Genomic DNA, 26,909 nt, shown 5'->3' with positions numbered 1-26,909 from the left:
GATCCGGGGGAATGATGCGTCTGCCGATGCGTCCGAAGACGATAGTGATTGGCGTCGTGGTGATTGCGGCGTCGTTCCTGATCAGCCTGAAGGCTATGGACTGGCTGTCGCCGCATGCCGCGGTGCCGGCACCGCCGCTGGCCGAATTGCCGCCGCTGCCGCCGGCGCCGCGCAGCTCGGTGGTGATGGCGCCGGTCGCCATTGCGCTGTCAGCGATCCGCGACGTCGCCGACCGCGGTACGCCGAAGAATTTCAACGGCAAGGCCGACAATCCGGTGCCGCAGATCCTGCAGAATGCCGATATCGGCTGGACCGCCTCGCGTGGGCCGATCGCGGCGACCGGAGCAGAGGACGTGCTGTCGCTCACCACGCCGCTGACGGGTGCGCTGAACGTCACAGGCTCGCTGTCGGCGAAGGCGACGGGCGCGATCGGCGACGTGCTCGGTAGCCTGCTCGGCGCCAATGCGGCCAAGCAGATCGGCGACATCAACATCAAACAGATCAATGCCAACGCCGAGATCAAAGGCAATGTGGTCGTCACCTCGCGGCCCCGGCTGGCCGCAGCCTGGCGTATCGAGCCAAATCTACAGGCGCAGGTCAATCTCGGCGACACCGGCCTGTCGGTCGCAGGCGTCCGCGTCAACGTGCCGGCGCAGGTCAAGCCGCTGATCGATAAGACCGTCGCCGACCAGTTGACCGCCGTGCAGACGAAGATGCGCAACGATCCGACCTTCGAGCAGAATGCGCGCGCGCAATGGGCGAAAGCCTGCCGCTCGATTCCGCTGCAGGGCGCGGGTGCGGTCGCCAACATGCCGCCAATGTGGCTGGAGCTTCGCCCGATCCGTGCGCTGGCGGCGCAGCCGCGTGTCGACGCTTCCGCGGTAACGCTGACGCTCGGCATCGAAGCGGAGACCCGGATCACGGAGGCGCCGACCAAGCCGGACTGCCCGTTCCCGGCGACGATCCTGATCGGACCGCAGACGCCGGGCCATGTCAGCATCGGCATGCCTGTCGATATGTCCTTTGTGTCGCTGACAAAGCTTTTGGAGGCGCAGCTCGCCGGCAAGACCTTCCCGGAGGATGGCTCCGGTCCGGTCGACGTCACGGTGAAGCACGCGAGCGTGGCGGCCTCCGGCGATCGCCTTCTGATCTCGCTGCTGGTGAACGCGAAGGAGAAGAAGAGCTTCTTCGGCTTCGGCGCCGAGGCAACCGTGCACATCTGGGGACGGCCGGTGCTGGACCAGGCGCAGCAGATCGTGCGGCTGACCGATATCGAGCTGGCGGTCGAATCCGAGGCCGCCTTCGGCCTGCTAGGTGCTGCGGCGCGCGCCGCCGTGCCGCAGCTGCAGCGCGCACTCGCGGAGAAGATGACCGTCGACCTGAAGCCGTTCGCGAGCAACGCCCGCGAGAAGCTCGCCGCCGCGATCGCCGATTACCAGAAGAACGACGACGGCGTGAAGGTTTCGACCGAGATCACGAGCCTGCGACTCGCCGGCATCGCCTTCGACTCCAAGACGCTGCGCGTGATCGTGGAAACCGAAGGCGCGATCGACGTCTCAATCAAGAAGCTGCCGACCCTTTGAGGTTCTCCCTCGCCTCGCTCTTGTGGGGACCGCCGTAGCCCGGGTGGAGCGAAAGCGTAACCCGGGGCGCCGCTCGTCAGTGCTGATACAGCCGTCCCGGGTTGCGCTGCGCTCCACCCGACTACGGGCTGCGCGTGAGCAAACCTCCCCTGCGGCCTTGTTCTCGGTCCAGGGCTTTGCCGCCGTGATGGCACCGGATAGAACTGGCGGCGTTAATGATAATCCTCAACAAGAAGCCAGGGAGAAGAAACGATGAAACCGCTTGCGGCCGCCCTTGCGGCGGGTCTCGCGCTTGCCGCTTCCGGCGGCGCGGCCAACGCCCAGATTTCCGACGACGTGGTCAAAATTGGTGTGCTCACCGATATGTCCAGCCTCTATGCCGATGCCACCGGCAAGGGCTCGGTCGCCGCGGTGCAGATGGCGGTCGCCGACTACGGCGGCAAGGTGAAGGGCAAGCCGGTCGAGGTGGTCTCGGCCGACCATCAGAACAAGCCGGACGTCGGCGTCGCCATTGCCAGGAACTGGTACGATAACGAGAAGGTCGATGCGATCTTCGACGTGCCGACCTCCTCGGTCGCGCTGCCGATCTCGGCGCTGACGCGCGAGAAGAACAAGATCAATATCAATTCCGGCGGCGGCACGTCCGACCTCACCGGCGTTGCCTGCTCGCCCAACACCGTGCACTGGACCTACGACACCTACGCACTGTCGAACGTCGCCGGCAAGGCGATGGTCAAGCGCGGCGAGGACACCTGGTTTTTCGTCACCGCCGATTATGCGTTCGGCATGGCGCTCGAGCGCGACGCTGCCAACGTCGTCAAGGAAAGCGGCGGCAAGGTGCTCGGCGAGGTGCGCCACCCGCTCAACACCTCCGACTTCTCCTCCTTCCTGCTGCAGGCGCAGGCCTCGAAGGCCAAGGTCGTGGCGCTCGCGAATGCCGGCGGCGACACCACCAACGCGCTGAAGCAGGCCGCCGAATTCGGCCTCACCCAGGGCGGCCAGAAGATGATCGCGTTGTTGCAGGAGATCACCGACACCCATTCGCTCGGTATCCAGGCAACCCAGGGCCTGATCGTGACGGATGCCTTCTACTGGGACATGAACGACGAGACGAGGGCCTTCTCGAAGCGCTTCAATGAGAAGGTCGGGCACATGCCGACCATGATCCAGGCCGGGCTCTATTCGGCGACGATGCATTACCTCAAGGCGATCGAGGCCATCGGCGCCGACGAGGCGCCGAAAGTGATGGCGCAGATGCGGGCGACGCCGGTGAACGATTTCTTCGCCAAGAACGGCAAGATCCGCATCGACGGGCGGATGGTGCACGACATGTACCTGTTCGAGGTGAAGAAGCCCTCGGAGTCCAAGGGCGAATGGGACCTCTACAAGCTGCTCGCCACCGTGCCCGGCGACGAAGCGTTCCGTCCGCTCGACAAGGGCGGCTGCCCGCTGGTGACGCACTGACGCGCACGACGTAGGCGAATGGCGGATGGACCGCCCCATCCGTCATTTGCGCATCACGCCAACCGGTATGTTCCCCCGATCACCGGATCGCCGTCGGTCGTGACGATCCCTCGGGCGACCAGATCCTCCAGATGCGCCAGCACGGAATAGCCGGCAGCGCCGGTTAGCCGCGGATCGAGGCCGATATAGATCGCCCGCACCATGGTCGGGATGTCGGCTTCGCCCTTGGCGAGGCGATGCAGGATCGAGGCCTCGCGCGCCTTCCGGTGCCGCGCCAGGAAACGGACGTAGCGCGGCCCTTCGGTGATTTCGGGGCCATGACCCGAGAAATAGAGTTCCTCCGGCCGCTGCTGGAGCCGTTCCAGCGAAGCCATGTAGTCGATCATCGATCCGTCCGGCGGCGCCACGATCGAGGTCGACCAGCCCATCACGTGATCGCCGACGAAATTGATGCCGCGCTCGGGCCAGGCGAACGCGAGGTGATTGGCGGTATGGCCCGGCGTCGCCACCGCCTCCAGCGCCCAGCCGGAACCTTCGATCACGTCGCCGCTCTTGACCTCGATGTCCGGCCTGAAGTCGCGGTCGGCACCGGACTCCGGATTATGCTTCTCGCTCTCGAACCGCGGCCGCGAAGCGCGGTGCGGGCCCTCGGCATAAACGGGCGCGCCGGTCGCCTGCTTGATCCGCGCGGTGTTCGGCGAATGGTCGCGATGGGTGTGGGTGACCAGGATGTGCGTCACGGTCTCGCCGCGCACGGCATCGAGCAGCGCCTTGGCATGCGCTTCATCATCCGGGCCGGGATCGATGATCGCGACATTGCCCTGGCCCACGATGTAGCTGACCGTGCCGGTGAAGGTGAACGGGCTCGGGTTGTTGCAGAGGACGCGCCGCACGCCGGGGCGGGCTTCGTCGACCACGCCGGGCTGCAGCGGAAAATCGCGGTTGAACGGGATGTCGTCGTTGTCGGCCATGGCTGCACACCTGACGCTGATTCCGTCATGCCCGGGCAAAAGCGCGAAGCGCGTCTTCGCGCAGATGTCCCGGGCATCCACGCGCTTTCTTTCCGGAAGCTCACACGTGGATGGCCGGGACAAGCCCGGCCATGACGGAGAAAGGGGTTACATATCGCTCCACAAGATCAGCGCTTACGAAAACGCCTGGATGCCGGTGATGGCGCGGCCCAGGATCAGCGCGTGCACGTCGTGGGTGCCCTCATAGGTGTTCACGGTTTCCAAATTCGCGGCGTGGCGCATCACATGATACTCGATCTGGATGCCGTTGCCGCCGTGCATGTCGCGCGCCATGCGGGCGATGTCGAGGGCCTTGCCGCAATTGTTGCGCTTGACGATGGAGATCATCTCCGGCGCCATCTTGCCCTCGTCCATCAGCCGGCCGACGCGAAGCGAGGCCTGCAGGCCGAGCGCGATCTCGGTCTCCATATCCGCAAGCTTCTTCTGCACCAATTGCGTCGCGGCGAGCGGGCGGCCGAACTGCTTGCGGTCGAGCGTATATTGCCGCGCGCGGTGCATGCAGTCTTCCGCGGCGCCCATCGCGCCCCAGGAGATGCCGTAGCGGGCGCGGTTGAGGCAGCCGAACGGCCCCTTGAGACCCGAAACATTGGGCAGCAGCGCACTCTCCGGAACCACCACACCATCAAGCACGATCTCGCCGGTGATGGAGGCGCGCAGCGACAGCTTGCCACCGACCTTCGGCGCGGAGAGGCCCTTCATGCCCTTCTCCAGGATGAAGCCTCGGATCTGGTTGTCGTGCGCGGCCGACTTCGCCCACACTACGAAGACGTCGGCGATCGGCGCGTTCGAGATCCACATCTTGCTGCCCGTCAGCCGGTAGCCGTCGGAAACCTTCTCGGCGCGGGTCTTCATGCCGCCGGGATCGGAACCCGCATCCGGCTCGGTCAGGCCGAAACAGCCGACCCATTCTCCGGTGGCGAGCTTGGGCAGATATTTCTTGCGCTGGTTATCATCGCCATAGGCATAGATCGGGTACATCACCAGCGAGGTCTGCACCGAGTTCATCGAGCGATAGCCGGAATCGACCCGCTCGATCTCGCGTGCGACCAGGCCATAGGCCACATAGCTCGCATTCGCGCAGCCATATTCCTCCGGCAGCGTGACGCCGATCAGGCCGAGTTCCCCCATCTCGTTGAAGATCTCGCGATCCGTCTTCTCTTCCAGATAGGCGTTGATGACGCGGGGCAGCAGCTTGTCCTGCGCATAGGCGCGCGCGGTGTCGCGGATCATGCGTTCGTCTTCGGTGAGCTGGTCATCGAGCAGGAACGGATCATCCCACTGGAAAGAAGCCGCAGCCGGCTTGTCTTTGGCCTGGGGGCGCACGCTCATGAAGATCCCTTTCGTCTCGTCGTTTCGGAATTACCCGATAAATTAAAGCGCCGTGAGTGGAAGCGCAATTGCATTGGGTTCCCCTGGTCAGCTTTCGAGTTTCTCGTTGGAGACAATCTCGATGCCGAAACCGGACAATCCCTTGTAGTCATGCACGGATGAGGTGAGATTGCGGATCGAGGTGACGCCGAGATCGCGCAGGATCTGTGCGCCGACGCCGACCTCGCGCCATTGCCGGTTGCGATCTGCCTCCGCAGTCTGCGTGCCAACGGGCTCAACGGGAACACCGGCCGCGCCGTCGCGCAAGTAGACCAGCACACCGCGGCCAGCGTTCTTGAATTGGCGCAGAACGGCTTCCATGCGCGCCCCACCGGTGAAGATGTCCTTGACGATGTTCGGCTTGTGCAGCCGCGTCAGCACGTTCTTGCCGTCGCCGATGCCGTTATAGACGAAGGCGGCGTGCATGATCTCGTCGAATGGCGAGCGGTAGGCGTAGCCCTGCAGCGGGCCGATCGGGCTGTCGGTCGTGAACGTCGCGACCCGCTCGATCAGTTTCTCGCGGGCCTGGCGATAGGCAATCAGATCGGCGATCGTGACGTGCTTGAGCTTGTTGGCGGCGGCAAAGCGGGCGACCTGCTCGCCCTTCATCACCGTGCCGTCGTCGTTCATCAATTCGCTGATCACGCCGACCGGCGGCAGGCCGGCGAGCTTGCAGAGGTCGACCGCGGCTTCGGTATGGCCGGAGCGCAGCAGCACGCCGCCGTCGCGGGCGATCAGCGGGAAGATGTGGCCCGGCCGGGCAAAATCATTGGCGCCGGCATTGGGATTGGCGAGCGCGCGGCAGCAGGAGGCGCGCTCGTCGGCCGAAATGCCGGTGCCGCCATCGGGCTTGTAGTCGATCGAGACGGTGAAGGCGGTGGTGTGGCTGGAATCATTGTGCGCGACCATCGGGTCGAGCCGCAGCCGCTTCGCGTCGTCGGTGGTGATCGGCGCGCAGACGATGCCGGAGGTGTGACGGATGATGAAGGCCATCTTGTCGGCAGTACAGAGCGAGGCCGCGACGATCAGATCGCCCTCGCCTTCCCGATCCTCGTCATCGGTGACGACGACGAGTTCGCCCTTCGCAAAGGCTTGCAACACTTCCTGGATCGTATCGGCCATGTGTCAAAATCTCGCTTCTTGCTGCCAGTGCATTAGCCGGAACCGGCAGCCCGCGCCAGCATCAATCCGCATGGTAGCAGGCATACCAGCATGCATTCCGCCCACCAGCATCTAGGGCAACACCTCGCGCCGCTCGGCGAGCTGCACATCCATCTCGGCGCGCTTCTCTGCCAAGAGACCGGCGTCCGCCGCTTCGATCACCGAGAACAGCTCGCTCGCGTCGCTGATCCGCGTCACCGTCACGTAGTCGGCTCCGGCGGCGTAGAGATCGTTCACGTCAGCCAGGAAATCGGCGGTCGCGACGATCTTGGCGGTCGGATTGAGGCTCCGGACATGGCGGACCAGCTTCTCATTATTGGCGCCGACCAGGAGCGAATCCGGCACGCTCAGGATGATGATCTCGGCCTTGCCGATGCCGGCATGCACCAGCGTATCGACGTTGCTGATATCACCATAGATCACCTGCAGGCCGCGATCTTTCAAGGTCCTGAACACCAGCGGGTTGAAGTCGATGACGCTGATCTGCTCCAGCAGCGCCTCGTTCTGCCGCTCGATCTGGCTGAGCAGGGCGCTGGCGGCGCGAAAAAAGCCGAGGATGACGATCCGGCGGGGCGCGCCGTGGCCGCCCTCGGGGCCATCCGCTTCCACAGGGTGGGCCTGATCGAGGTCGCGAAGCCCGATCCGCTTCAATGGCCCGATCAGGGATCGGGTGATCTCCCCGCTCCTGGTGATCGCGAAGGTGCTGAGCACCGCCAACACCACGAAAGCGAAGGAGGCGGCGCTCGAGGTCGCGGTGGAGATGTGCCCGGCGGCAACGCCGGTCTGGATCACCACCAGCGAGAATTCCGAGATCTGCGCCAGGTTGATCGCCGGCAGCAGGCTGGCCCTCAAGCCCTGCTTCATCAGATAGAGCGGCGTGAACGTCGTGACCAGGCGGCTCACCACGGTGAACGCCGCGATCACCAGCGCAAGCCCGATCACCGAGAGACCGGGAACCGGGATCGTCATCCCGAGCGCGACGAAGAACAGTGTGATGAAGAAATCGCGCAAGGTGGTGACCTTGGCGGTGACGTCGAGCGCATACGGGAAGGTCGACAGCGATACGCCGGCGACCAGCGAGCCCATCTCGCGCGACAGATGCAGGCGTTCGGCAACCTCGCCGATCAGGAAGCACCAAGCAAGCGCGCCGAGCAGGATCAGCTCGGGGCGGCGTGCGATCTGCTGGAACAGCCGCGGCAGCACGTAGCGGCTGAGCACCAGCGCGGTCGCCACCAGCACGCCGACGCGCACGATCGAGAGCAGGACGATGCCGATCTGGAGGTTATCGAGGCTCGGCTGCACGGCGAGGAACAGGATCGCGAAGATGTCCTGCAGCACCAATACGCCCAGCGTGATGCGGCCGGGCAGCGTATCGAGCTCGCGCTTCTCGTAGAGCACCTTGACGATGATCACGGTCGAGGAGAGCGCGCAGGCGACGCAGAGATAGAGCGCGTCGAACTTGCCGCCGCCGCCCATCGACAGCCCGATGCCGACGAAAAACAGGATGCCGAGCAGGCAGCCGCCCAGGAGCTGGCCGCCGGCCGCGAACAGGATCACCTTGCCGGCGCGGACGATCTTCTTCAGGTCGATCTCAAGGCCGATCATGAACAGCATGAAGATCAGGCCGAGCTCGGATATGACGCTGATCGATTCCTGGGACTTGACCAGACCCGTGCCGAATGGACCAATCAAAAACCCGGCGATAAGGTAGGCCAGGATCAGGGGTTGCCGGGAGAAATGAGCTAACAGGCCGAGCACCCAGGCGAACAGGATGCTTAAAGTAATATCACCTATAAGTTCATGCATGTCTTGGCGCTTCTCCTCAGCGCAACCTAGAGACCCAAGCACGGGGGTCAAACGAGCAATCTGTCACATCCGCGCCCTTAGCCTGTTTCTGGCGATTCTGGCATCGCTGACCGCATCCCGCCCCTCTGTGGCGCAAAGCGGCAGCATCGAGCAGGGTTTTGCGAGTTCGCTGACGGCTGTTCCCGCCGAGAATCTCGTCGTTTCCGGCTCTTTCTACGTCCCAGTCTATTCCAGTGTTTCGATGAGCCAAGGCAGGCTCAGGGCCGATTTCTCGGTGACATTGAGTGTCCACAACACCTCCGAGACCAAGCCCCTTGTATTGAAGCGGATCGCCTATTTCGACACCGAAGGCAAGCCGGTTGAAAGCTACCTCAAGGCGCCGATCGCGCTGAAGCCGTTCGCAACCATCGAGGTCTTCATCCCCACCTCCGACGTGCGCGGCGGCACCGGCGCCAATTTCGTGGTGGACTGGGCGGCAGCCGGCGAGATCGCCGAACCCGCTGTCGAAGCGCTGATGGTTGGCAGCGTCGGCCCGGGGCACTATGCCTTCATCAGCCAGGGACGACCGATCAGGATCATCAGTAAGAACTAGCAAGAGGGCCATCGACTTTCTCCGGGCCTTCTCAACGACAACAACACGGGAGTGAATGTCCATGTCGTCAGCCCAATTCGATTTCGCGCCGCTGTTGCCCGCCGGCCTGCCGGCACCGGCCGCCAAGTGGACCGGGCTTGCCAAGTACAGCTTTGTCGGCGGCAACAACGATCCGGACGGGGTTCCGGTCGACGGGCTGATCGAGGCGGTCAACGCGGTGCTGAGGCGCGAGGGCAAGGCGCTCGCGACCTATAACCTCGCCCACGGCCCGCAAGGGTATCGGCCCTTGCGCGAATTCCTGATCCATAAGCTCAAGCGCGATGCCGGCATCGACTGCACGGCCGATGACATCTTGATCGTCTCCGGCTCGCTGCAGGCGCTCGACCTCGTCAACCACACGCTGCTGGCGAAGGGCGACACCGTGCTGATCGAGCAGGAGACCTATCAGGGCTCGCTGAACCGGCTCACACGGCTCGGCATCAATGCCGTCGGCATTCCCCTCGACCAGGACGGCATCCGGATCGATGCGCTGGCTGCCGCGCTCGCCGACCACAAGCGGCGCGGCATCACGCCGAAATATATCTACACCATCCCGACCGTGCAGAACCCGACCGGCACGATCCTGCCCGAGAGCCGCCGCGCCGAGATGCTGAAGCTGTCGCGCGACTATGGCGTGCCGATCTTCGAGGACGATTGCTACGCCGACCTCACCTGGAGCGGCGAGCGTCCGCCCGCGATCTATGCCATGAGCCAGCAGGGCGGCGTGATCCATATCGGCTCGTTCTCGAAATCGATCGCGCCCGCCTTGCGCGTCGGCTTCATCGTCGCGCCCTGGGAGGTGATGTCGCGGATGCTGGCGCTGAAGACGGACGCAGGCTCCGGCGCGCTGGAGCAGATGGTGCTCGCGGAATATTGCGCGCCCCGTTTTGCGACCCATGTCCCGGAGCTGACGCGCGGCCTGCGTGCCAAGCTCGATACGCTGATGGAGGCGCTGAGCGAGCAGTTCGGCACCGTCGCGGAATTCGAGGAGCCGAAGGGAGGCATCTTCCTCTGGGTCAAGCTGCCGGATCATGTCGATACGCTCAAGCTCTATCAGGCGGCGCTCGCCGCAGGCGTCTCCATCAATCCGGGACCGGAATGGTCGACCAACAAGGCGTGGTCCGGCAGCCGGCTGCGGCTGTGCTTCGCGAGCCCCTCGCATCAGCAAATCCGCGAAGGTGTGGCAGTCCTCGCCGATGTCTGCCGGCGCGAATTCGGCGTGCCGACGCGCAGCGGCAATATCGAGCGCGCGCAGCGCTGAACGCAGTTGCTTGCTGAACAGTTGTTCAGAATTCTCCCCGAATTCCCACGGAACGTTTCCGCAGCAAGTGCCGTTTAGTCTCGGCACATGGAGGAGGACATTATGAAGAAACTTGCTTACGTCTTTGCAGCGCTCGGCGCGATTGCCGTTGCAATTCCGTCGATCGCCAATGCGGAGACGGTCGTGATCAAGCGTGGCGACCATCATCGTCATTGGCGCGGCGCTCACGCCGAGATGCGCGGCCCCGGCTGGCATCATCGCCATCACGACAAGGTGGTGATCATCAAGAAGCACCATCACAATTACGGCTACTGAGGTGCGACAGGAATGGCTCCGCAAGGGGCCATTCTTTTTTTGCGGGCAACACGAAGTGCGATGCGCGTAGGATGGGTAGAGCGAAGCGAAACCCATCGCGATGGAGCAAGCCGCGCGAGTCAAGCCTGGGAGACGACGGGAGGAGAGATCATGCCTCAAATGTCCAACAGCTCTCCGCTGTCATCATCCGCGAAGGCGGATGATCCAGTATTCCAGAGGCAGTCGTGCTTGGACCGAGAGGCTGCCGGATACTGGATGCCCGCCTTCGCGGGCATGACGGTGGAGTGAGTGGATATGCATCCGCATTCTCGCGGCGCCTTGCGCCCGAGCTTTGCGTCTCGTTTCACCCTCCTCGAAATAAAGAGGGCGCAGGGAAAGCCGGGTGCTGGTTGCACCCGTGGGTCCCGTGCAACAAAAAGCACGGGGGTAGGACCACAGGTTCAACCGAAGCATTCCGGCTTTCCCTGCGCGATGGTGTTACGGTTTCCTTCGCGCTCTCCTTGGTGACCGGGCTTTCTTGCCACCATCACTCGCGGATCATTCTCCGCCAGTTTAGCGCCAGCGTCGGGGCGCCAGGACCACGCGACTTCGCCGTCCGCGAGTGTCACGCTCGTCAGTCGCAACACTCTCGTCCACCGCATCTCACCGCAACGTTCGTGACGATCGCGAGCCGCCCCTCATTCGGATGAGACGCGCGGAGTTAAATCACTGATTTGCCCGACGACGGAAGCGGAATGTTTATTGCGCGGGGACTGGACAGACTTTTGGCTGATTTGCCCGTCGGGTTGATGTGTCGCACCCGAAGCAGCCACATCGTCGTTGCGAGCACAGCGAAGCAATCCATAGCGCCGCAAGCCGAGAGATGGATTGCTTCGCTCCGCTCGCAATGACGGGGACTTGTCATTCCGGGGCGATGCGCCAGCATCGAGCCCGGAATCTATCTCTCCACCTGCGCCTGCGGCCTGATGGATTCCGGGCTCGTCCTTCGGACGCCCCGGAATGACGGAGAGAGTCAAATGGGCTCGGCCAGGATCTCAGCGCCAGTTGCAGATGCCGCCGGAGCGGCAGGGCCAGGTCTGGATGCGGGTGTCGCGAGCCTGGGCGTTGAGCGGGTTGCCATGGCGGCGGGCAAGCTTGGCGCGGGCGGGAACGCGGCGCTCGGTGCGCACCGACCGCTCAGGCGCAGGCGCAGCACGCGCCGCCCTGACCCTTTTCGTCTCTACCGGCTTCGGTTCCGTGACCACATGTGCAGCATCATTGTGATCGCTCTTGGCTTCGACGGGAACCGGCGCGAACTCGGTCGGCGGGCCGAGGCGCTTGGGCGACAGCACGGCCTTGGAGAGGTCGAGATTGAAATAGTCGCCGGGGCGATAATCGTCCGCCAGCGCCGGGACGCTCAGGACCAGGGCGGCGGTGGCAACGGCGGCCAGAACTGCATTTCTGGAGCTCACCGAACGCCTCCGAAATGACTCCAAGTGGACACGCCCATCATGTAGGAAGCCGGCCGGACAATTCCAGCCGATCCTGTGGGCACGGTTACCGGTCAACGAAAACAATGGCCGCAGGTTGCTTCCTGCGGCCCAAGAATAGGCTCAAGAATCAGCCCAAGCACCGGACCGGATCGGAACCTACTCGGCCGCCTGCGCGACCGGCTGACCGATCGCAGCTTCGAGCCGCTGGCACTCCTGGCGATAGCGAGCGACGTTCGCTTCCTTGACGTGGCCGTAGCCGCGTACCAACTCCGCAGCCTTCGCCAGCGCCACCAAGCGCGGCAAATCGAGCGGCTTGTTGCCGAGATGGCGCAGGATCATCGCCGAATATTCGCCCGGCAGCGCCCGCTCCATCCGCCGCTCGGCGGTGTAGCCGAAGATATCGAGCGCGGAACCACGCAAGCGTTTCAGCCGCGCCAGCAGCCTGAACGCGCTGAACACCCAGGGCCCGAACTCGCGCTTCTGCAGATGTCCGGTGACCTTGTCGCGACGCGCGAACAGCGGCGGGGCGAGCAGCACCTTCAACCCGGGCTCGCCGTCGAATTGCTCCTTCAACGCCCTCGCGAATTCGCCATCGGTATAGAGCCGCGCGACCTCGTACTCGTCCTTGTAGGCCATCAGCTTGAACAGGCCTTTTGCAAACGCCTCCGTCAGCTCATGTGAGCCGGGGGCCGCTGCCGTCTCGGCGGCCCGCACCCGCGCGACGTCGGCGAGGTAACGCTGCGAATAGGCCTCGTCCTGATAGTCAATGAGAAACTTGGTGCGGAAGGCGATGGTCTCGTCGAGCGTGCGCCGTGCCGGCGCCGCGCTCGACGTTTTGAAGCGCGCGGCGCTGACGACGCGCGCCAGGTCGTGCGCGGCGAGCCGGCCCCATGAGAAGGCCATCTTGTTCATCTCGACGGCGGCGCCGTTCAGCTCGATCGCCTTCATCAGCACCTCCAGCGACATCGGCACCGCGCCGCGCTGGAAGGCGAAGCCGAGCAGGAAGGCGTTGGTGGCGATGCTGTCGCCCATCAGCGCGGTGGCAAGGCCGGTGGCGTCGAGGATGTCGAGGTCGGACGAGGTGACGGCTTGGCTCAGCGTGTCACGCATCGCGCCCGCCTCGAAATCGAGGTCGGGATTCATCACGAAGCTCGCGGTCGGCAGCAGGTCGGCATTGACGATCGCGCGCGTCACGCCGCGTTCGGCCCGGCTGAGCGCCGCGACGCTGGTCGCGACCACGATGTCGCAGCCGAGGATCAGATTGGCGCCGCCCGCGGCGATGCGGACGCTGGCGAGATCCTCCGCACGCGGCGCAAGGCGGACATGGCTCATGACCGCGCCGTTCTTCTGCGACAGGCCGGTGAAATCGAGCGTCGAGCAGGCGAGCCCTTCGACATGGGCGGCCATGCCGAGCAGCGCGCCGATGGTGATGACGCCGGTGCCGCCGATACCGGTGACGAGAATATTGTAGGGGCCGGACAGCGCCTGCGGCTTCGGCGTCGGCAAATCCTTAAACAGTGCCGACGGATCGGTAGCGGCGCGGTCGGCCTTGCGCAGCTTGGGATTGTTGACGGTGACGAAGCTCGGGCAGAAGCCCTCGATGCAGGAGTAATCCTTGTTGCAGTTGGACTGGTCGATGCGACGCTTGCGACCGAATTCGGTCTCGAGCGGCTGCACCGAGACGCAGTTCGATTGCACCGAGCAATCGCCGCAGCCCTCGCAGACGCGCTCGTTGATGAAGACACGCTTGGGCGGATCGGGATAGAGCCCGCGCTTGCGGCGACGGCGCTTCTCGGCCGCGCAGGTCTGGTCGTAGATCAGGACCGTGAGGCCGGCGATGTCGCGGAGCTCGCGCTGTACGGCATCGAGCTCGCGGCGGTGATGGATGGTGGCACCGGCGGGGAAATAGTTGGCGGGATATTTGGTCGGATCGTCGGAGACGATGGCGATGCGCTTGGTGCCTTCGGCGGCGACCTGATGCGCGATCTGCGACACGTTGAAGCTGCCTTCGGCGGGCTGACCGCCGGTCATCGCGACCGCATCATTATAGAGGATCTTGTAGGTGATGTTGACGCCGGCGGCGGCCGCGGCGCGCAGTGCGAGCAGGCCCGAATGGGTGTAGGTGCCGTCGCCGAGATTCTGGAAGACGTGCTTCTCGTCGGTGAACGGCGCCTGCCCGATCCAGGCCACGCCCTCGGCGCCCATATGCGAGATGGTGGCGGTGCGGCGCGCCGGGATCGACAGCGCCATGCCGTGACAGCCGATGCCGGCCATGGCGCGGCTGCCTTCCGGGATCTTGGTCGAAGTGTTGTGCGGACAGCCCGAGCAGAAATAGGGCGTGCGCTGCAGTTTTGCGGCGCCGATGCCCTCGGCCGGCCGATCGAAGGCCTCCAGCTTGGCGAGGCGTTGCTCCAGCATCGGGCTGCGGTGGCCGAGCTTGCGCAGCCGCCCGACGACAGCGGCAGCGACCATGGTCGGCGTCAATTCCCCTTCGCTCGGCAGCAGCACCGCGCCGCTCTCGTCGCGCTTGCCGACCACCGACGGCCGCCTGGAAGCATCCACATTGTAGAGGATGCGGATGAGCTGGTCCTCGATGAAGCCACGCTTCTCCTCGACCACGAGCACGTCCTGCAAGCCCTCGGCGAAGGCGCGGGCGCCGGATTCCTCCAGCGGCCATGTCAGCGCGACCTTGTAGATGCGAAGACCGAGCGCTTGCGCCTCGGCGTCGGTGATACCAAGCTCAGCCAGCGCCTGTCGCAGATCGAGATAGGCCTTGCCGGTCGCCATGATGCCGAGCCGCGCCGGCTTGGAGTCGAGCACGATGCGGTCGAAGCGGTTGGCGCGGGCAAAGGCGGCGACGGCCTGCATCTTCGGGCCGTGCAGGCGGCGCTCCTGTTCGAGCGGCGCATCCGGCCAGCGGATGGAGAGGCCATCCGGCGGCATCTCGAAATCATCCGGCGTGACGATGCGGATGCGGTCGGGGTCGCTGATGATCGAGGCCGAGCTCTCCACCGTCTCCGAGATCGCCTTGAAGCCGACCCAGCAGCCGCTGTAGCGCGACAAGGCGAAGCCAAGGATGCCGAGGTCGAGATAGTCCTGCAGCGTGGCCGGATTGACGACCGGCATCAGCGCCGATGCGAACACCTGCTCGCTCTGATGCGCCAGCGTCGAGGACTGGCAGCCATGGTCGTCGCCGGCGAGCGCGATCACGCCGCCATTCCGCGAGGTGCCGGCGGAATTGGCGTGCTTCAGCGCATCGAGCGAGCGGTCGACGCCGGGTCCCTTGCCGTACCAGATGCCGAACACGCCATCGACCTTGGCGCCCGGAAACATGCCGACCTGCTGGCTGCCCCACACCGCGGTCGCGGCCAGATCCTCGTTGAGGCCGGGGACGAAGGCGATGTCGTGCTGCTTGAGGAAAGATTTCGCCCGCCACAATGTGTGGTCGTACATGCCGAGCGGCGAGCCGCGGTAGCCGGAGATGAAACCCGCTGTGGTGAGTCCCTGCGCACGATCGCGTTCGCGCTGCAGCATGGGAAGCCGCACCAGCGCCTGGGTACCGGAAAGAAAGATGCGTTTGACGTCCAACCGGTACTTGTCGTCCAGGCCAACTTCCATCAGCGACATGCTTCGCTCCCCGTTCGTGCAAGCTTTTTATGGCTGCATAAAATGCACCGTTTTGCTATGCGTTGAAGGGCCTGCATTCATGGCCTGACAGCATATCTCCCGCCCCCTTGCCGGCCCCGCGCATCTTTGAAACGCTATCGTCAACGGGGAGAACCCCGATGGACAAGAACGAAAAGCGGGAGTGAAGCAGAGATGCGCCTTCAAGATCGTGTCGCCATCGTCGTCGGCGCCGGCCAGAGCCCCGGCGAGGGCATCGGCAACGGCCGCGCCACCGCGCTCACTTTCGCGCGCGAAGGCGCCAAGGTGCTGTGCGTCGACCACCATTTCGAATCGGCGCAGGAGACCGTCGACATGATCGCGGCGAAGGGCGGCACCGCTGTCGCCTTCAGGGCCGACGTGACGAAGAACGCCGAGATCAAAGCGATGGTGGCGGACGCGCATCGGCGCTGGGGCAAGGTCGATATCCTGCACAACAATGTCGGCGTCAGCCTCGCAGGCGGCGATGCCGAACTGCTCGAGATCAGCGAAGAGGCGTTCGACCGCTGCGTCGCGATCAACCTCAAGAGCTGCATCCTCGCGGCCAAGCATGTGATCCCGATCATGCGCGCGCAGAACAGCGGCGCCATCATCAATATCTCCTCGATGGCGGCGATCACGACCTACCCTTACGTCGCTTACAAGGCGACGAAGTCGGCGATGATCGCCTTCACCGAACAGCTTGCCTATCAGAACGCGCAATACGGCATTCGCGCCAATGTGATCCTGCCCGGCCTGATGAACACGCCGATGGCAGTCGACACCCGCGCCCGCGAATTCAACAAGAGCCGCGCGGAAGTCGAGGCCGAGCGCGACAGCAAGGTGCCGCTGCGCCAAAAGATGGGCACCGGCTGGGACGTCGCCAACGCCGCGCTGTTTCTGGCGTCAGATGAAGCGAGTTTTATTACGGGTGTCACATTGCCTGTGGATGGGGGTGCCAGCGTACGGCGCGGTTGACTGCTTTACCTCGCCCCGCTCTTGCGGGGAGAGGTCGGCGCGCAGCGCCGGGTGAGGGGTCTCTCCGCGAACGCATTTCTCTCAAAACCTAAGATGCGGAGACTCCCCTCACCCCGCCCCTCTCCCCGCAAGAGCGGGGCGAGGGAGAAGGGGCAGCACGGCTGTATCATCTGGTTAAGATTCAATGGATGGCTTGAAAATATTGAAGAATTCCAGCCACACGATGATGTGACGGTCTATCCCCGTAATTCGAAATCCTGACTCGTTCTGGTCGCATGTTCTTCACGAGCGCTGGGTAATACGCGCCCCGTCGATGGTTAACGAATCCGAGGGACCATGAACGACGAATTCGACTACGAGCTGACGACGGATCAGTGGGAAGTTCTCAAAGCGTTGCGTGCACCTGCAGCAAACCCTTCGAGAATAAGCAGGTTTGCGGTCGAAAGCCTGATCACGCTCGGGCTCGCCGCGATGCGGGGCGATTCGCTCGCGTTAACACCTGCCGGACGCAAGGTGCTGGTGCGCGGCTCGTCGAAACTGCTGCAGGACCTCGCCGCTTGAGGTGAGGACCGCAGCGGGATGATTTTTCCTCGAAACCATCCCGCTTCATCTTTTTGTAATGCGTGATCACGCTCCGGGCCCGCGCGGCGTCATGCCGCGTGGGCCTTTGTTGGAATGGTCGCTTCGCCGTGATGCGTCAGCGGCTTCATGCCGGTGGCGCTGCGGAGCAACACATAGAAGACCGGCGTCAGGAACAGACCGAAGATCGTGACACCGATCATGCCGGAGAACACCGCGACGCCCATCGCGCGACGCATCTCCGAGCCGGCGCCGGTCGAGAGCACCAGCGGCAGCACGCCCATGATGAACGCCATCGACGTCATCAGGATCGGGCGAAGCCGCAAACGGCTCGCCTCGATCGCGGCGCGGATCGGCGAACGCCCGGCGAACTCCAACTCGCGTGCGAACTCGACGATCAGGATCGCGTTCTTCGCCGACAATCCCACCAGCACAATCAAGCCGATCTGGGTGAAGATGTTGTTGTCGCCGCCGGAGAGCCAGACGCCGAACATCGCAGCCAATAGTCCCATCGGCACGATCATGAGGATCGCGAGCGGCAGCGTCAGGCTTTCATAGAGCGCAGCCAGCACCAGGAAGACCAGGAGGATCGCGAGCGGGAAGACCCAGAGGCCGGAATTGCCGGCGATGAACTCCTGATAGGTCAGGTCGGTCCATTCGAAGGCAAAGCCCGGCGGCAGCACTTCGGCGGCGATCCGCGTCGCCGCTTCCTGCGCCTGGCCGGACGAATAGCCGGGCGCCGCAGCGGCGTTGATGTCCGAGGACAAAAAGCCGTTGTAGCGGATCGCGCGCTCTGGCCCTGCGCTCTGGCGGATCTTCAGCAGCGCCGATAGCGGCACCATGTCGCCGGAGGCCGAACGCACCTTCAACTGCCTGATGTCGTCGGCGCGGGCGCGGAACGGCGCGTCGGCCTGGACATAGACTGAGTACGTACGACCGAATTTGTTGAAGTCGTTGACGTAGTACGAGCCCAAATAGATTTGGAGCGTGTTGAACACCTCCGTCACGGGCACGCCGAGCTGCAGCGCCTTGGTGCGGTCGATGTCGGCATAGAGCTGGGGAACGTTGACCTGGAAGCTCGAGAACAGGCCGGCGATCTCCGGCGCCTTCGACATCGCCGCCATGAACGCCTTGGTCGCCTCGTTGAGCGCGTCATAGCCGAGGCCAGCGCGATCCTCGATCTGCAGCTTGAAGCCGCCGATGGTGCCGAGACCGTTGACCGGCGGCGGCGGGAACATCGCGATGAAAGCTTCCTGGATGCCAGCATATTTCTTGTTGAGCTCGGCGGCGATCGCATTGCCGCTGAGCGAAGCGTCCTTGCGCTCGTCGAACGGCTTCAGCGTCGAGAACACGATGCCGGCGTTGGAGGAGTTGGTGAAGCCGGAGATCGACAGACCCGGGAAGGCCACCGAGCTTTCGACGCCGGGCTGGGTCAGCGCGATGTCGCTCATCTTGCGGATGACCTCCTCGGTGCGATCCAGCGTCGCGCCGTCGGGCAGCCGCGCGAAGCCGACCAGATACTGCTTGTCCTGGCCGGGAACGAAGCCGCTCGGCACCTGCTTGAACAGCACGGCGGTGACGCCGATCAGGAGCACATAAACGCCCATCACGGCGGCCTTGCCGAAGATCACCTTGGTGACGCTGCGGCCGTAATTCTCCGAGGAGCGCGTGAAGACGCGGTTGAAGCCCCGGAAGAACCAGCCCAGCCCCTTGTCCATGATCAGCGTCAGCCTGTCCTTGGGCTCGTGATGGCCCTTCAGCAGCAGCGCCGAGAGCGCCGGCGACAGTGTCAGCGAGTTGATCGCCGAGATCACGGTCGAGATCGCGATCGTCAACGCGAACTGCTTGTAGAACTGCCCGGTGAGGCCGGAGATGAAGGCGAGCGGCACGAACACCGCGATCAGGACCAGCGCGATCGCGATGATCGGGCCGGACACTTCCTTCATCGCCTGGTAGGTGGCCTCCCGCGGCGACAGGCCGGACTCGATATTGCGTTCGACGTTCTCGACCACGACGATGGCGTCGTCGACGACGATGCCGATCGCGAGCACCAGGCCGAACAGGCTGAGCGCGTTGATGGAGAAGCCGAACACATGCATCACCGCGAAGGTGCCGACGATCGACACCGGCACCGCGAGCAGCGGAATGATCGAAGCGCGCCAGGTCTGCAGGAACAGGATCACCACCAGCACGACCAGCACGATCGCTTCCAACAGCGTGTGCACCACCGCCTCGATCGAGGAACGCACGAACTGCGTGGGATCGTAGACGATCTTGAAGTCGACGCCATCGGGCATGTTCTTCTTGATCTCGGCCATGGTGGCGCGGACCTTGGTGGAGATATCGAGGGCGTTGGAGCCGGGCGCCTGGTTGATCGGGATCGCGACCGCCTGCTTGTTGTCGAGCAGGGAGCGCAGGCCATATTCGGAAGCCCCTAACTCAATGCGCGCGACGTCACGCAGCCGTACCACCTCGCCGCGCGCGCCGGTCTTCACCACGATCTCACCGAACTGCTCTTCGCTGGCAAGCCGGCCCTCGGCGTTGACGGAGAGCTGCAGGTCGATGCCCTTGACGCTCGGTGAGGAGCCGACCACGCCGGCGGCGGCTTCGACATTCTGCGCCTGGATCGCCCTGACGATATCGCTCGCGGTCAGGCCGTGCTCGGCGGCCTTCTGCGGATCGACCCAGACCCGCATCGAATAGTCGCCGGCGCCATAGAGCTGGACGTCGCCGACGCCGTCGATCCGCGCCAGCCGGTCCTTGACATTGAGCACTGCGTAGTTGCGCAAATACGTCATGTCGTAGCGGTTGTTCGGCGACAACAGATGCACGACCATGGTGAGGTCGGGCGAGCTCTTCTTGGTGATGATGCCGAGCTGGCGCACCACCGCCGGCAGGCGCGGCTCGGCCTGCTGCACGCGGTTCTGCACGAGTTGCGTCGCCTTGTCGGGGTCGGTGCCGAGGCGGAAGGTCACCGTCAGCGTCATCGCGCCGTCGGTGGTCGCCTGGCTGCTCATATAGAGCATGTTCTCGACGCCGTTGATCTGCTCCTCGATCGGGGTCGCGACCGTTTCCGCGATCACCTTCGGATTGGCGCCGGGATAGGTGGCGCGCACCACGACCGAGGGCGGCACGACATCGGGATACTCCGAGATCGGCATCGCGAGCAGCGAGATCAGGCCGGCGAGGAAAATCAGGACCGACAGCACGCCTGCAAAGATCGGGCGGTCGATGAAAAATTTCGAGAGATTCATGGGTGTGCCCCCGCCTGTGCGGAGCCTTCCAATGCGATCAATTCAGGAGTTGGGGAGTTTCTCCTTCTCCCCGCACGCGGGGAGAAGGTCGGGATGAGGGGAGCTTCCGCAAACACGGTGAGAGATAGACTCGTGGTTCCCCCTCACCCGGATCGCATCTTCGATGCGATCCGACCCCTCCCCGCGAGCGGGGCGAGGTGGAGTCCGGCGGATCGATCGAGCGCCAAGTCATCACGCATCACTGCTGCGCCAGATGCTGATTGTTGCTACCGGCAGCGGCCTGCTGGGTGCCCCGCGCGCCCATTTCGGCGATCTCCAATTTCAGGAGAGCGCCGGGGCGCACGCGCTGCAGGCCATTGACGACGATGCGCTCGCCGGGCTTCAGGCCCGAGGTGACGATACGCAGGCCGTCGACGGTGCCACCGAGCGCGACCGGACGGTAGACTGCGCGGCTATCCTCGCCGACCACCATCACGAATTTCTTGTCCTGGTCGGTGCCGATCGCGCGCTCATCAACCAGCACAAGCGTCTGCTTCTGCGGCTGGCCCATGCGCACGCGGGCGAACTGACCCGGGATCAGGCGCCCGTCTTCATTGCGGAACACCGCCCGCACGCGGATGGTGCCGCTCTGGCCGTTGACCTGGTTGTCGATGAGCTGGATATGCCCCTTGGCGGTCGTGCCGCCGGACGTCGTCATCTCCACCGGGATCCGGTCGAGATTGCCGCGCGTGCCGGAGGCATCTGCGATCGAGTTCAGCGCGCGCAGCACCACCTCTTCGTCGGCGTCGAAGCTGGCATAGATCGGATTGACCGAGACCAGCGAGGTCAACACCGGCGACGCGGTACCGGCCGCGACGAGATTGCCGACGGTGACCTCGAACTTGCCGACGCGGCCGTCCACGGGAGCGCGCACTTCGGTGTAGTCGAGATTCAGCTTTGCGGTTTGCAGCGTCGCTTCGGCGGCCTTGACGTTGGCGATGGCTTCGCGATTGGCATTGTCGCGCTGGTCATAGTCACGCCGGGTCACGACCGCGTTGCCGACGAGCTGCGCGCCGCGTTCGAGCTCGCTTGTGGTGAAGACCACACGCGCTTTGGCGGCCTCGAGCTGCGCCTTGGCCTTGTCGACCTCCGCGGCGTAAGGCGCGGGATCGATCTTGAACAGGACATCGCCGGCCTTCACCAGCGAGCCCTCGGTGAAGTTGGTCGCCAGGATCGCGCCGGCGACACGCGGCCGCAGCTCGACACGGTCGATGGCCTCGAGGCGGCCGGAGAAATCGTCCCACAGATTGGCCTGTCGGGGCTCGATGGCCGCGACCGTTACGGCGACGGCCTGCTCAGGCGCCGTGGCCGCGCTGGTCGCCTGCGCGGCATAAAAATATCGGCCGGAAAGAACCGATCCGGCCGCCGCGACGGCGCCAACGATCACAATACCGCCAACGATGCGTCGGAATCGGCCGGAACGGGGGGTAATACGGGCGGGGGGCATTTGCGCGCTCCATAATGTAGTGAGCGCTACAAATGTGGATCTGGACGCCGGTCCGCAAGATACTTATGTAGCGGATGTTAAGAAATTTTCAGGGAGCACGCAATGGCGATGGGCAGGCCCCGGGCGTTCGACGCCGACGCGGCGCTGGACCAGGCGATGGAAGTGTTCTGGCGGCACGGCTATGAGGGCGCGACGATCGCGCAACTCACTGAAGTTATGGGCATAAATCCGCCGAGCCTGTACGCGGCCTTCGGCAGCAAAGAGGGCCTGTTGAAGGCAGCGCTCGATCGTTATAGCGCCAAACGCGCCTGCTGGATGGAAGAAATCGTGAGCGCGCCGACCGCCCGCGGGGTGGCCGAGCGCATGCTGATGGGCACCGCCGATACCCAGACCGACCCGGCCAACCCACCCGGCTGCCTGCTGGTCCAGGGCGGTCTTGCCTGCGGCACCGGCTCGGCAAACGTTCCATTCGAACTCGCCGCCCATCGGGCGCAGACCGAAAACCAGCTCCGCGAGCGCTTCGTCAGGGCGAAGGCCGAGGGCGACCTGAAGGAAACCGCTGACCCCGCCGCGCTCGCGCGCTATCTCTCCGCAGTCATCGCCGGCATGGGCGTGATGGCCTCGTCGGGCGCCGACCGCGAGGCACTGCGGCAGGTCGCCGCGGTATCGGTGAAGGCGTTCGAGGAGCAGAGTAATTCGTAAGTCGCCTGCCCCGCTCCGTCCGCTCAGCTTGAACCTCTGCCGGGTTTGATCTGAAAATGGTGCGAGCCTGACCGGGTTGGGGAGTGACCGGCGATGAAGCATTGGAGCCGCTGGCTGCCAGGTCTCGACGCCATCAGTCGATATGAAGGGGCGTCGCTCCGCCACGATGTCTTCGCCGGGCTCGTGCTGGCGACCATGCTGGTCCCGGTTGGGATTGCCTACGCGGAAGCATCGGGCTTGCCCGGCATCTACGGTCTGTACGCAACGATCGTACCGCTGCTGGTCTACGCGTTGTTCGGGCCCAGCCGCATCCTTGTGCTGGGACCGGACTCGGCTCTCGCAGCCGTCATCCTCGGCGTCGTCGTTCCGCTGTCGGGTGGCGATCCTCTGCGCGCCGCAACCTTGGCCGGCGCAATGGCGATCGTATCCGGGACGGTATGCATTCTGGCAGGCATCGCGCGTCTGGGTTTTGTGACCGAGCTTCTCTCCAAGCCGATACGCTACGGTTACATGAACGGAATTGCCCTGACCGTGTTGGTCAGCCAACTGCCAAAGCTGTTGGGTTTCTCCATCGAGAGCGAGGGACCGTTGCGGAGCTTGTGGGCAATCGGCGATGCGATCCTTGAAGGCAAGACCAACTGGATCGCCTTCGGGATTGGTCTCGGCACCCTGATCATTATTCTCGTGCTCCGGAACAACAAGCGGCTGCCAGGTATCCTGATTGCAGTGGTCGCGGCGACGCTCATCGTCGGTGCGCTGGGTCTCGGGCCGCATTACGGCGTCACCGTCCTGGGTCCTCTTCCGCAGGGGTTGCCGGGCTTCGCCGTTCCTCTGATCGGCATCAATGACATAGTGCCGGTCGTGCTCGGCGGCTCTGCCGTCGCGCTGATATCGTTCGCCGACACCAGCGTGCTTTCGCGCGCCTTTGCCGCACGATTGGACACACAGGCCGATCCCAACCAGGAGATGGTGGGGCTTGGCGCCGCCAATCTGGCAGCCGGCTTTTTCCAGGGCTTTCCGATCAGCAGCAGCAGTTCGCGCACGCCGGTTGCCGAAGCCGCCGGCGCCCGCACCCAACTGACTTGTGTCGTCGGCGCGCTGGCCATCGCCCTTCTGCTGCTGGTAGCGCCAAACCTCCTTCAGCACTTGCCCAACGGCGCGCTCGCCGCCGTCGTCATCGCCGCCGCGATCGGGTTGTTCGAGGTCACCGACCTCAAACGGATCTATCGCATCCAGCAATGGGAGTTCTGGCTGTCGATCGTCTGCTTTGTCGGCGTGGCCGTGCTCGGGGTGATTCCGGGAATTGGCCTCGCGATCGCCATCGCCATCGCCGAATTTCTATGGGACGGGTGGCGCCCGCATTCGGCCGTGTTGGGCCGCGCCGACCGCGTCAAAGGTTATCACGACATCACCAGATATCCGGATGCACGCCAGGTCCCGGGGCTGGTGCTGTTTCGGTGGGACGCGCCTTTGTTCTTCGCCAACGCCGAATTCTTCAACGAGCGCATTATGGATGCCGTGGCGAAATCACCGACGCCCGTGCGCTGGCTGGTCGTTGCCGCGGAGCCGGTCACCAGCGTGGACGTCACCGCCGGCGATACACTTTCCCAGCTGGACGAGACACTGCACGCGCGGGGCATCGAGCTTCGTTTTGCCGAACTCAAGGATCCCGTAAAGGACAAGCTGAAGAAATTCGGATTATTGGCGCAGCTCGGCGAGGACAGCTTCTTCCCGACTGTCGGCGCCGCCGTTTCCGCCTACCTGGACATCAACAGTGATGTGGAATGGGAGGACTGGGAAGACCAAGCCGGCCGCTAGAGTGTGTGCTCACAAAGGCGCACATGTCAGCTTCTGACGACCAAGCGGAAATCTTATGATCAGTCGGAGCATTACCGCTCGTGACCCAAAGCGGACGTAAACCTTCGCCAGCTACTGAGCTTCAACGTATCGGATGATGCTCTGATTCTGGACGTTCGCGACCAATTCATCCGTGCGGGATAAAAGCCGACGTAGCAAGGGCGACGGATTTGCCTGATTGTATCCCAAGGCCAAATCGACCGTTGGAGTGCCGCCCTCAAGCGCTCTGGCGACGACGTTCGGTGCAAGCATGTTCTGCGCATAGAGCGGGACGAGGCTAATTCCGCCCGTGGAGGCCACGAGCGACATGGCCGATGATATGTTTTCACCTTCATACTTCGCCTTGAGGGTAATGCCGACTCGGGCTGCGTAGTTCTGTATGACATCCTGCAAGACCGGCGATGTTCTTGCCGAGCTGACATAGATCTCGCGGGCGAGATCCTGCGGACGAATCTTCTTCCGTGATGCCAAGCGGTGTTCGGCCGGCAGCACGGCAATTAAGGGCTCCTTTGCCAATATCTTGAAAACGACGCCGTCGTTGTCTTTTTCCGGACGAAGGAAAGCGATGTCCAGCTTTCCCCGCATCAATGCCAGTGCGAGTTCTGGCGAAGATTGCGTACTGAGCGTCACGTCGACATCGGGTGCTTCCTCGCGGAGCATACGCAGCAGCTGAGGGAGCCACATCACCTCCAGCCCGACGAGAAAACCCATCGAAAGGACGGGCCGTTGCGGTTGCGCTGTTTGCCGGGCGCCCTCCGTTGCGGCCGCAACCTGCAGCAGCGCCAGCCGCGCGTGATCAAGAAATACCCTTCCGGCGGCCGTCAGCGTCACGCCTCGCGCCTGGCGCTCCAATAGCTGGACGCCGACTTCGGCTTCTAGATCGCGGATCTGTCGGCTCAGCGATGGCTGCGAAGTGTTCAGTCGCCGCTGGGCGGCGGTCAGCAGGCTGCCTTCTTCAGCGACGGCAATGAAATAGCGCAGATGCCGGAGCTCCATGATCCCTCGTATGTCTTCCAGGCATAGCTTGAAGCCTACAAGGTCTTGGTCAGGAGCCAAAGAGGGATTTACCGTTTCGTAGTCTTCAACCAAGAAAAGGACAACGAACAATGTCTTCGCCGAAGCCTCGTATCGTCTTCAGCAAAGTGATCCCAGCACTCCTGGCCGATAGGCACGGCGTGATCGCAATTCGGTACGGCCTCAACAATTCTGCAGCGCGATCGAGAGTGATTTCCCTCATTTAGCGGGAAATGCGCGCGAACGCGCAAAAGCGGCGAATAGCGCCGCGCCGGAGCCGCCGACAACGCGTCGGCGATCGGGTGTTGCCACGGCAACGGGTTCGCCGGCGAGGCCGCTGAACATCGTGTCTTTTGGAAAGCCAGGAGGCGCGATCTGTGGCCTGATCAGCTCGGGCTCGCTTGCTTTCTTTAGACACCCGTCCGCTAACCTTTGAATAAATCCAATAGCGCAGATGGAGCACCTCGATGCCCAAGATCACGACGACAGACGGCGTAAAAATCTTCTACAAGGATTGGGGATCGGGTCAGCCGATCGTTTTCAGCCATGGTTGGCCGCTGACAGCGGACGACTGGGATGCCCAGATGACGTTCTTCCTTCATCACGGGTATCGGGTGATCGCCCATGACCGACGCGGCCACGGCCGGTCCGACCAGCCCGGCACCGGCAACGACATGAACCATTGGGTTGCCGACCTCGCGGCTTTGACTGAGCATCTCAACCTGCGCGACGCGATCCACATCGGCCACTCCACAGGCGGCGGTGAGGTGGCTCGCTATGTCGCTCGGCACCAGGATCGCGTCGCGAAGGCGGCGCTGGTCGCTTCGCTGACGCCGAACATGTACCGGAGCAAGGACAACCCGTCCGGTCAACCGCCGGAGTGGTTCGAAGCGATTCGGGCAGGCGTGCTGGGCAACCGGTCGGAGTTTTACCGTTTCGTCCCTGAGAATCCGTTCTACGGCTACAACCAAGAAGGGGCGAAGCCTTCGGAGGCGATCATTGCGAACTGGTGGCGCCAAGGCATGGCCGGCGGTGCCCTCGCTCATTACGCAACCGTCGACTCTTGGCTCGAAGATTATACCGAAGACCTCAAGAAGATCACCGTGCCGGTGCTGGTGATGCACGGCCAGGCTGATCAAGTCGTCCCGTTCGCAAGTTCAGTGCCGCGTGCGGTCGATTTACTTAAGAACGGCTCGCTGAAGACTTATGCCGGCTATCCCCATGGCATGCTCACCACGCATGCGGATGTCCTCAACCCCGACCTACTCGCGTTCATCAGGTCTTGACCCGGCATCTCTCCTCCGT

The 26,909-nt window shown here is 63.8% G+C and carries 19 protein-coding genes; 10 read left to right on the top strand and 9 right to left on the bottom strand.

What is annotated here, in order from left to right; genetic code table 11:
• The first annotated feature begins 14 nt into the window (after positions 1–14).
• Positions 15–1,583, top strand: coding sequence for a DUF4403 family protein (locus AC5ZG5_RS14415; RefSeq protein ID WP_130226463.1), 1,569 nt, complete (start codon positions 15–17; stop codon positions 1,581–1,583).
• Positions 1,584–1,835: 252 nt separating this feature from the next.
• A complete protein-coding gene (locus AC5ZG5_RS14410; RefSeq protein WP_456642406.1) occupies positions 1,836–3,047 on the top strand; it encodes an ABC transporter substrate-binding protein in 1,212 nt (403 codons plus the stop codon).
• Positions 3,048–3,100: 53 nt separating this feature from the next.
• On the opposite strand, the gene AC5ZG5_RS14405 is transcribed toward AC5ZG5_RS14410, so the two are convergent.
• The 4 genes from AC5ZG5_RS14405 to AC5ZG5_RS14390 all read right to left on the bottom strand — a co-directional run bounded on the left by AC5ZG5_RS14405 (position 3,101) and on the right by AC5ZG5_RS14390 (position 8,413).
• Positions 3,101–4,018, bottom strand: coding sequence for an MBL fold metallo-hydrolase (locus tag AC5ZG5_RS14405; RefSeq protein WP_456642405.1), 918 nt, complete (start codon positions 4,016–4,018; stop codon positions 3,101–3,103).
• Positions 4,019–4,192: 174 nt separating this feature from the next.
• Positions 4,193–5,407 (bottom strand): acyl-CoA dehydrogenase, encoded by a 1,215-nt coding sequence (locus AC5ZG5_RS14400; RefSeq protein WP_028168956.1) that lies wholly within the window; start codon positions 5,405–5,407, stop codon positions 4,193–4,195.
• A gap of 87 nt (positions 5,408–5,494) precedes the next feature.
• Positions 5,495–6,568: a 3,4-dihydroxy-2-butanone-4-phosphate synthase gene (gene ribB, locus AC5ZG5_RS14395; RefSeq protein ID WP_028168955.1), complete on the bottom strand. Its 1,074-nt coding sequence runs from the start codon at positions 6,566–6,568 to the stop codon at positions 5,495–5,497.
• Between the two features lie 111 nt (positions 6,569–6,679).
• The gene (locus AC5ZG5_RS14390) at positions 6,680–8,413 is read right to left on the bottom strand and encodes a cation:proton antiporter domain-containing protein (RefSeq protein WP_456642404.1); all 1,734 of its coding nucleotides are present in this window, start codon (positions 8,411–8,413) and stop codon (positions 6,680–6,682) included.
• Positions 8,414–8,540: 127 nt separating this feature from the next.
• Between AC5ZG5_RS14390 and AC5ZG5_RS14385 the strand changes: the two genes are divergently transcribed.
• The 3 genes from AC5ZG5_RS14385 to AC5ZG5_RS14375 all read left to right on the top strand — a co-directional run bounded on the left by AC5ZG5_RS14385 (position 8,541) and on the right by AC5ZG5_RS14375 (position 10,620).
• On the top strand, positions 8,541–9,005 hold the full coding sequence (locus AC5ZG5_RS14385; RefSeq protein ID WP_456642403.1) for a DUF3124 domain-containing protein: 465 nt from the start codon (positions 8,541–8,543) through the stop codon (positions 9,003–9,005).
• Between the two features lie 61 nt (positions 9,006–9,066).
• Positions 9,067–10,305, top strand: coding sequence for an aminotransferase-like domain-containing protein (locus AC5ZG5_RS14380; RefSeq protein ID WP_456642402.1), 1,239 nt, complete (start codon positions 9,067–9,069; stop codon positions 10,303–10,305).
• A 102-nt stretch (positions 10,306–10,407) separates the two neighbouring features.
• Positions 10,408–10,620, top strand: coding sequence for a hypothetical protein (locus AC5ZG5_RS14375; RefSeq protein ID WP_456642401.1), 213 nt, complete (start codon positions 10,408–10,410; stop codon positions 10,618–10,620).
• 1,034 nt (positions 10,621–11,654) lie between these two features.
• Here the strand turns inward: AC5ZG5_RS14375 and AC5ZG5_RS14370 are convergent.
• Together AC5ZG5_RS14370 and AC5ZG5_RS14365 are read right to left on the bottom strand one after the other, a co-directional pair.
• The gene (locus AC5ZG5_RS14370; protein WP_456642400.1) at positions 11,655–12,071 is read right to left on the bottom strand and encodes a hypothetical protein; all 417 of its coding nucleotides are present in this window, start codon (positions 12,069–12,071) and stop codon (positions 11,655–11,657) included.
• A 177-nt stretch (positions 12,072–12,248) separates the two neighbouring features.
• Positions 12,249–15,719: an indolepyruvate ferredoxin oxidoreductase family protein gene (locus tag AC5ZG5_RS14365; protein WP_456642399.1), complete on the bottom strand. Its 3,471-nt coding sequence runs from the start codon at positions 15,717–15,719 to the stop codon at positions 12,249–12,251.
• Between the two features lie 192 nt (positions 15,720–15,911).
• Between AC5ZG5_RS14365 and AC5ZG5_RS14360 the strand changes: the two genes are divergently transcribed.
• Positions 15,912–16,712, top strand: coding sequence for an SDR family NAD(P)-dependent oxidoreductase (locus tag AC5ZG5_RS14360; protein WP_456642398.1), 801 nt, complete (start codon positions 15,912–15,914; stop codon positions 16,710–16,712).
• A 336-nt stretch (positions 16,713–17,048) separates the two neighbouring features.
• The gene (locus AC5ZG5_RS14355; RefSeq protein WP_130226165.1) at positions 17,049–17,273 is read left to right on the top strand and encodes a hypothetical protein; all 225 of its coding nucleotides are present in this window, start codon (positions 17,049–17,051) and stop codon (positions 17,271–17,273) included.
• Positions 17,274–17,362: 89 nt separating this feature from the next.
• Here the strand turns inward: AC5ZG5_RS14355 and AC5ZG5_RS14350 are convergent, their stop codons facing one another.
• Both AC5ZG5_RS14350 and AC5ZG5_RS14345 read right to left on the bottom strand, forming a co-directional pair.
• Positions 17,363–20,545 (bottom strand): efflux RND transporter permease subunit, encoded by a 3,183-nt coding sequence (locus AC5ZG5_RS14350; protein WP_028169158.1) that lies wholly within the window; start codon positions 20,543–20,545, stop codon positions 17,363–17,365.
• Positions 20,546–20,783: 238 nt separating this feature from the next.
• Entirely contained in the window at positions 20,784–22,031 is a 1,248-nt protein-coding gene (locus AC5ZG5_RS14345) for an efflux RND transporter periplasmic adaptor subunit (RefSeq protein ID WP_456642397.1), read from the bottom strand.
• A gap of 102 nt (positions 22,032–22,133) precedes the next feature.
• Here AC5ZG5_RS14345 and AC5ZG5_RS14340 point away from each other — a divergent pair, with 102 nt between their 5' ends.
• Both AC5ZG5_RS14340 and AC5ZG5_RS14335 read left to right on the top strand, forming a co-directional pair.
• A complete protein-coding gene (locus AC5ZG5_RS14340) occupies positions 22,134–22,733 on the top strand; it encodes a TetR/AcrR family transcriptional regulator (RefSeq protein ID WP_130226168.1) in 600 nt (199 codons plus the stop codon).
• A 93-nt stretch (positions 22,734–22,826) separates the two neighbouring features.
• The gene (locus AC5ZG5_RS14335) at positions 22,827–24,551 is read left to right on the top strand and encodes a SulP family inorganic anion transporter (protein ID WP_456642396.1); all 1,725 of its coding nucleotides are present in this window, start codon (positions 22,827–22,829) and stop codon (positions 24,549–24,551) included.
• Between the two features lie 111 nt (positions 24,552–24,662).
• On the opposite strand, the gene AC5ZG5_RS14330 is transcribed toward AC5ZG5_RS14335, so the two are convergent.
• The gene (locus AC5ZG5_RS14330) at positions 24,663–25,586 is read right to left on the bottom strand and encodes a LysR substrate-binding domain-containing protein (protein WP_130226202.1); all 924 of its coding nucleotides are present in this window, start codon (positions 25,584–25,586) and stop codon (positions 24,663–24,665) included.
• A gap of 485 nt (positions 25,587–26,071) precedes the next feature.
• Here AC5ZG5_RS14330 and AC5ZG5_RS14325 point away from each other — a divergent pair, with 485 nt between their 5' ends.
• Positions 26,072–26,890 carry an alpha/beta fold hydrolase gene (locus AC5ZG5_RS14325; RefSeq protein ID WP_130226170.1) on the top strand — a complete coding sequence of 273 codons (819 nt, stop codon included), beginning with the start codon at positions 26,072–26,074 and terminating at the stop codon, positions 26,888–26,890.
• Positions 26,891–26,909: the final 19 nt, after the last annotated feature.

This window comes from Bradyrhizobium sp. Ses1, assembly GCF_059512365.1.
Note: the sequence above shows the minus strand (reverse complement) of the source record. Positions and strands in the feature narration are given on the sequence as shown.

Coding starts and splice junctions, on each gene's coding strand:
- AC5ZG5_RS14360 (WP_456642398.1), top strand. CDS start 15,912: ATGCGCCTTCAAGATCGTGTCGCCATCGTCGTCGGCGCCGGCCAGAGC.
- AC5ZG5_RS14400 (WP_028168956.1), bottom strand. CDS start 5,407: ATGAGCGTGCGCCCCCAGGCCAAAGACAAGCCGGCTGCGGCTTCTTTC.
- AC5ZG5_RS14335 (WP_456642396.1), top strand. CDS start 22,827: ATGAAGCATTGGAGCCGCTGGCTGCCAGGTCTCGACGCCATCAGTCGA.
- ribB (WP_028168955.1), bottom strand. CDS start 6,568: ATGGCCGATACGATCCAGGAAGTGTTGCAAGCCTTTGCGAAGGGCGAA.
- AC5ZG5_RS14325 (WP_130226170.1), top strand. CDS start 26,072: ATGCCCAAGATCACGACGACAGACGGCGTAAAAATCTTCTACAAGGAT.
- AC5ZG5_RS14380 (WP_456642402.1), top strand. CDS start 9,067: ATGTCGTCAGCCCAATTCGATTTCGCGCCGCTGTTGCCCGCCGGCCTG.
- AC5ZG5_RS14410 (WP_456642406.1), top strand. CDS start 1,836: ATGAAACCGCTTGCGGCCGCCCTTGCGGCGGGTCTCGCGCTTGCCGCT.
- AC5ZG5_RS14330 (WP_130226202.1), bottom strand. CDS start 25,586: ATGGAGCTCCGGCATCTGCGCTATTTCATTGCCGTCGCTGAAGAAGGC.
- AC5ZG5_RS14390 (WP_456642404.1), bottom strand. CDS start 8,413: ATGCATGAACTTATAGGTGATATTACTTTAAGCATCCTGTTCGCCTGG.
- AC5ZG5_RS14365 (WP_456642399.1), bottom strand. CDS start 15,719: ATGTCGCTGATGGAAGTTGGCCTGGACGACAAGTACCGGTTGGACGTC.
- AC5ZG5_RS14355 (WP_130226165.1), top strand. CDS start 17,049: ATGAACGACGAATTCGACTACGAGCTGACGACGGATCAGTGGGAAGTT.
- AC5ZG5_RS14375 (WP_456642401.1), top strand. CDS start 10,408: ATGAAGAAACTTGCTTACGTCTTTGCAGCGCTCGGCGCGATTGCCGTT.
- AC5ZG5_RS14340 (WP_130226168.1), top strand. CDS start 22,134: ATGGCGATGGGCAGGCCCCGGGCGTTCGACGCCGACGCGGCGCTGGAC.
- AC5ZG5_RS14415 (WP_130226463.1), top strand. CDS start 15: ATGCGTCTGCCGATGCGTCCGAAGACGATAGTGATTGGCGTCGTGGTG.
- AC5ZG5_RS14405 (WP_456642405.1), bottom strand. CDS start 4,018: ATGGCCGACAACGACGACATCCCGTTCAACCGCGATTTTCCGCTGCAG.
- AC5ZG5_RS14345 (WP_456642397.1), bottom strand. CDS start 22,031: ATGCCCCCCGCCCGTATTACCCCCCGTTCCGGCCGATTCCGACGCATC.
- AC5ZG5_RS14350 (WP_028169158.1), bottom strand. CDS start 20,545: ATGAATCTCTCGAAATTTTTCATCGACCGCCCGATCTTTGCAGGCGTG.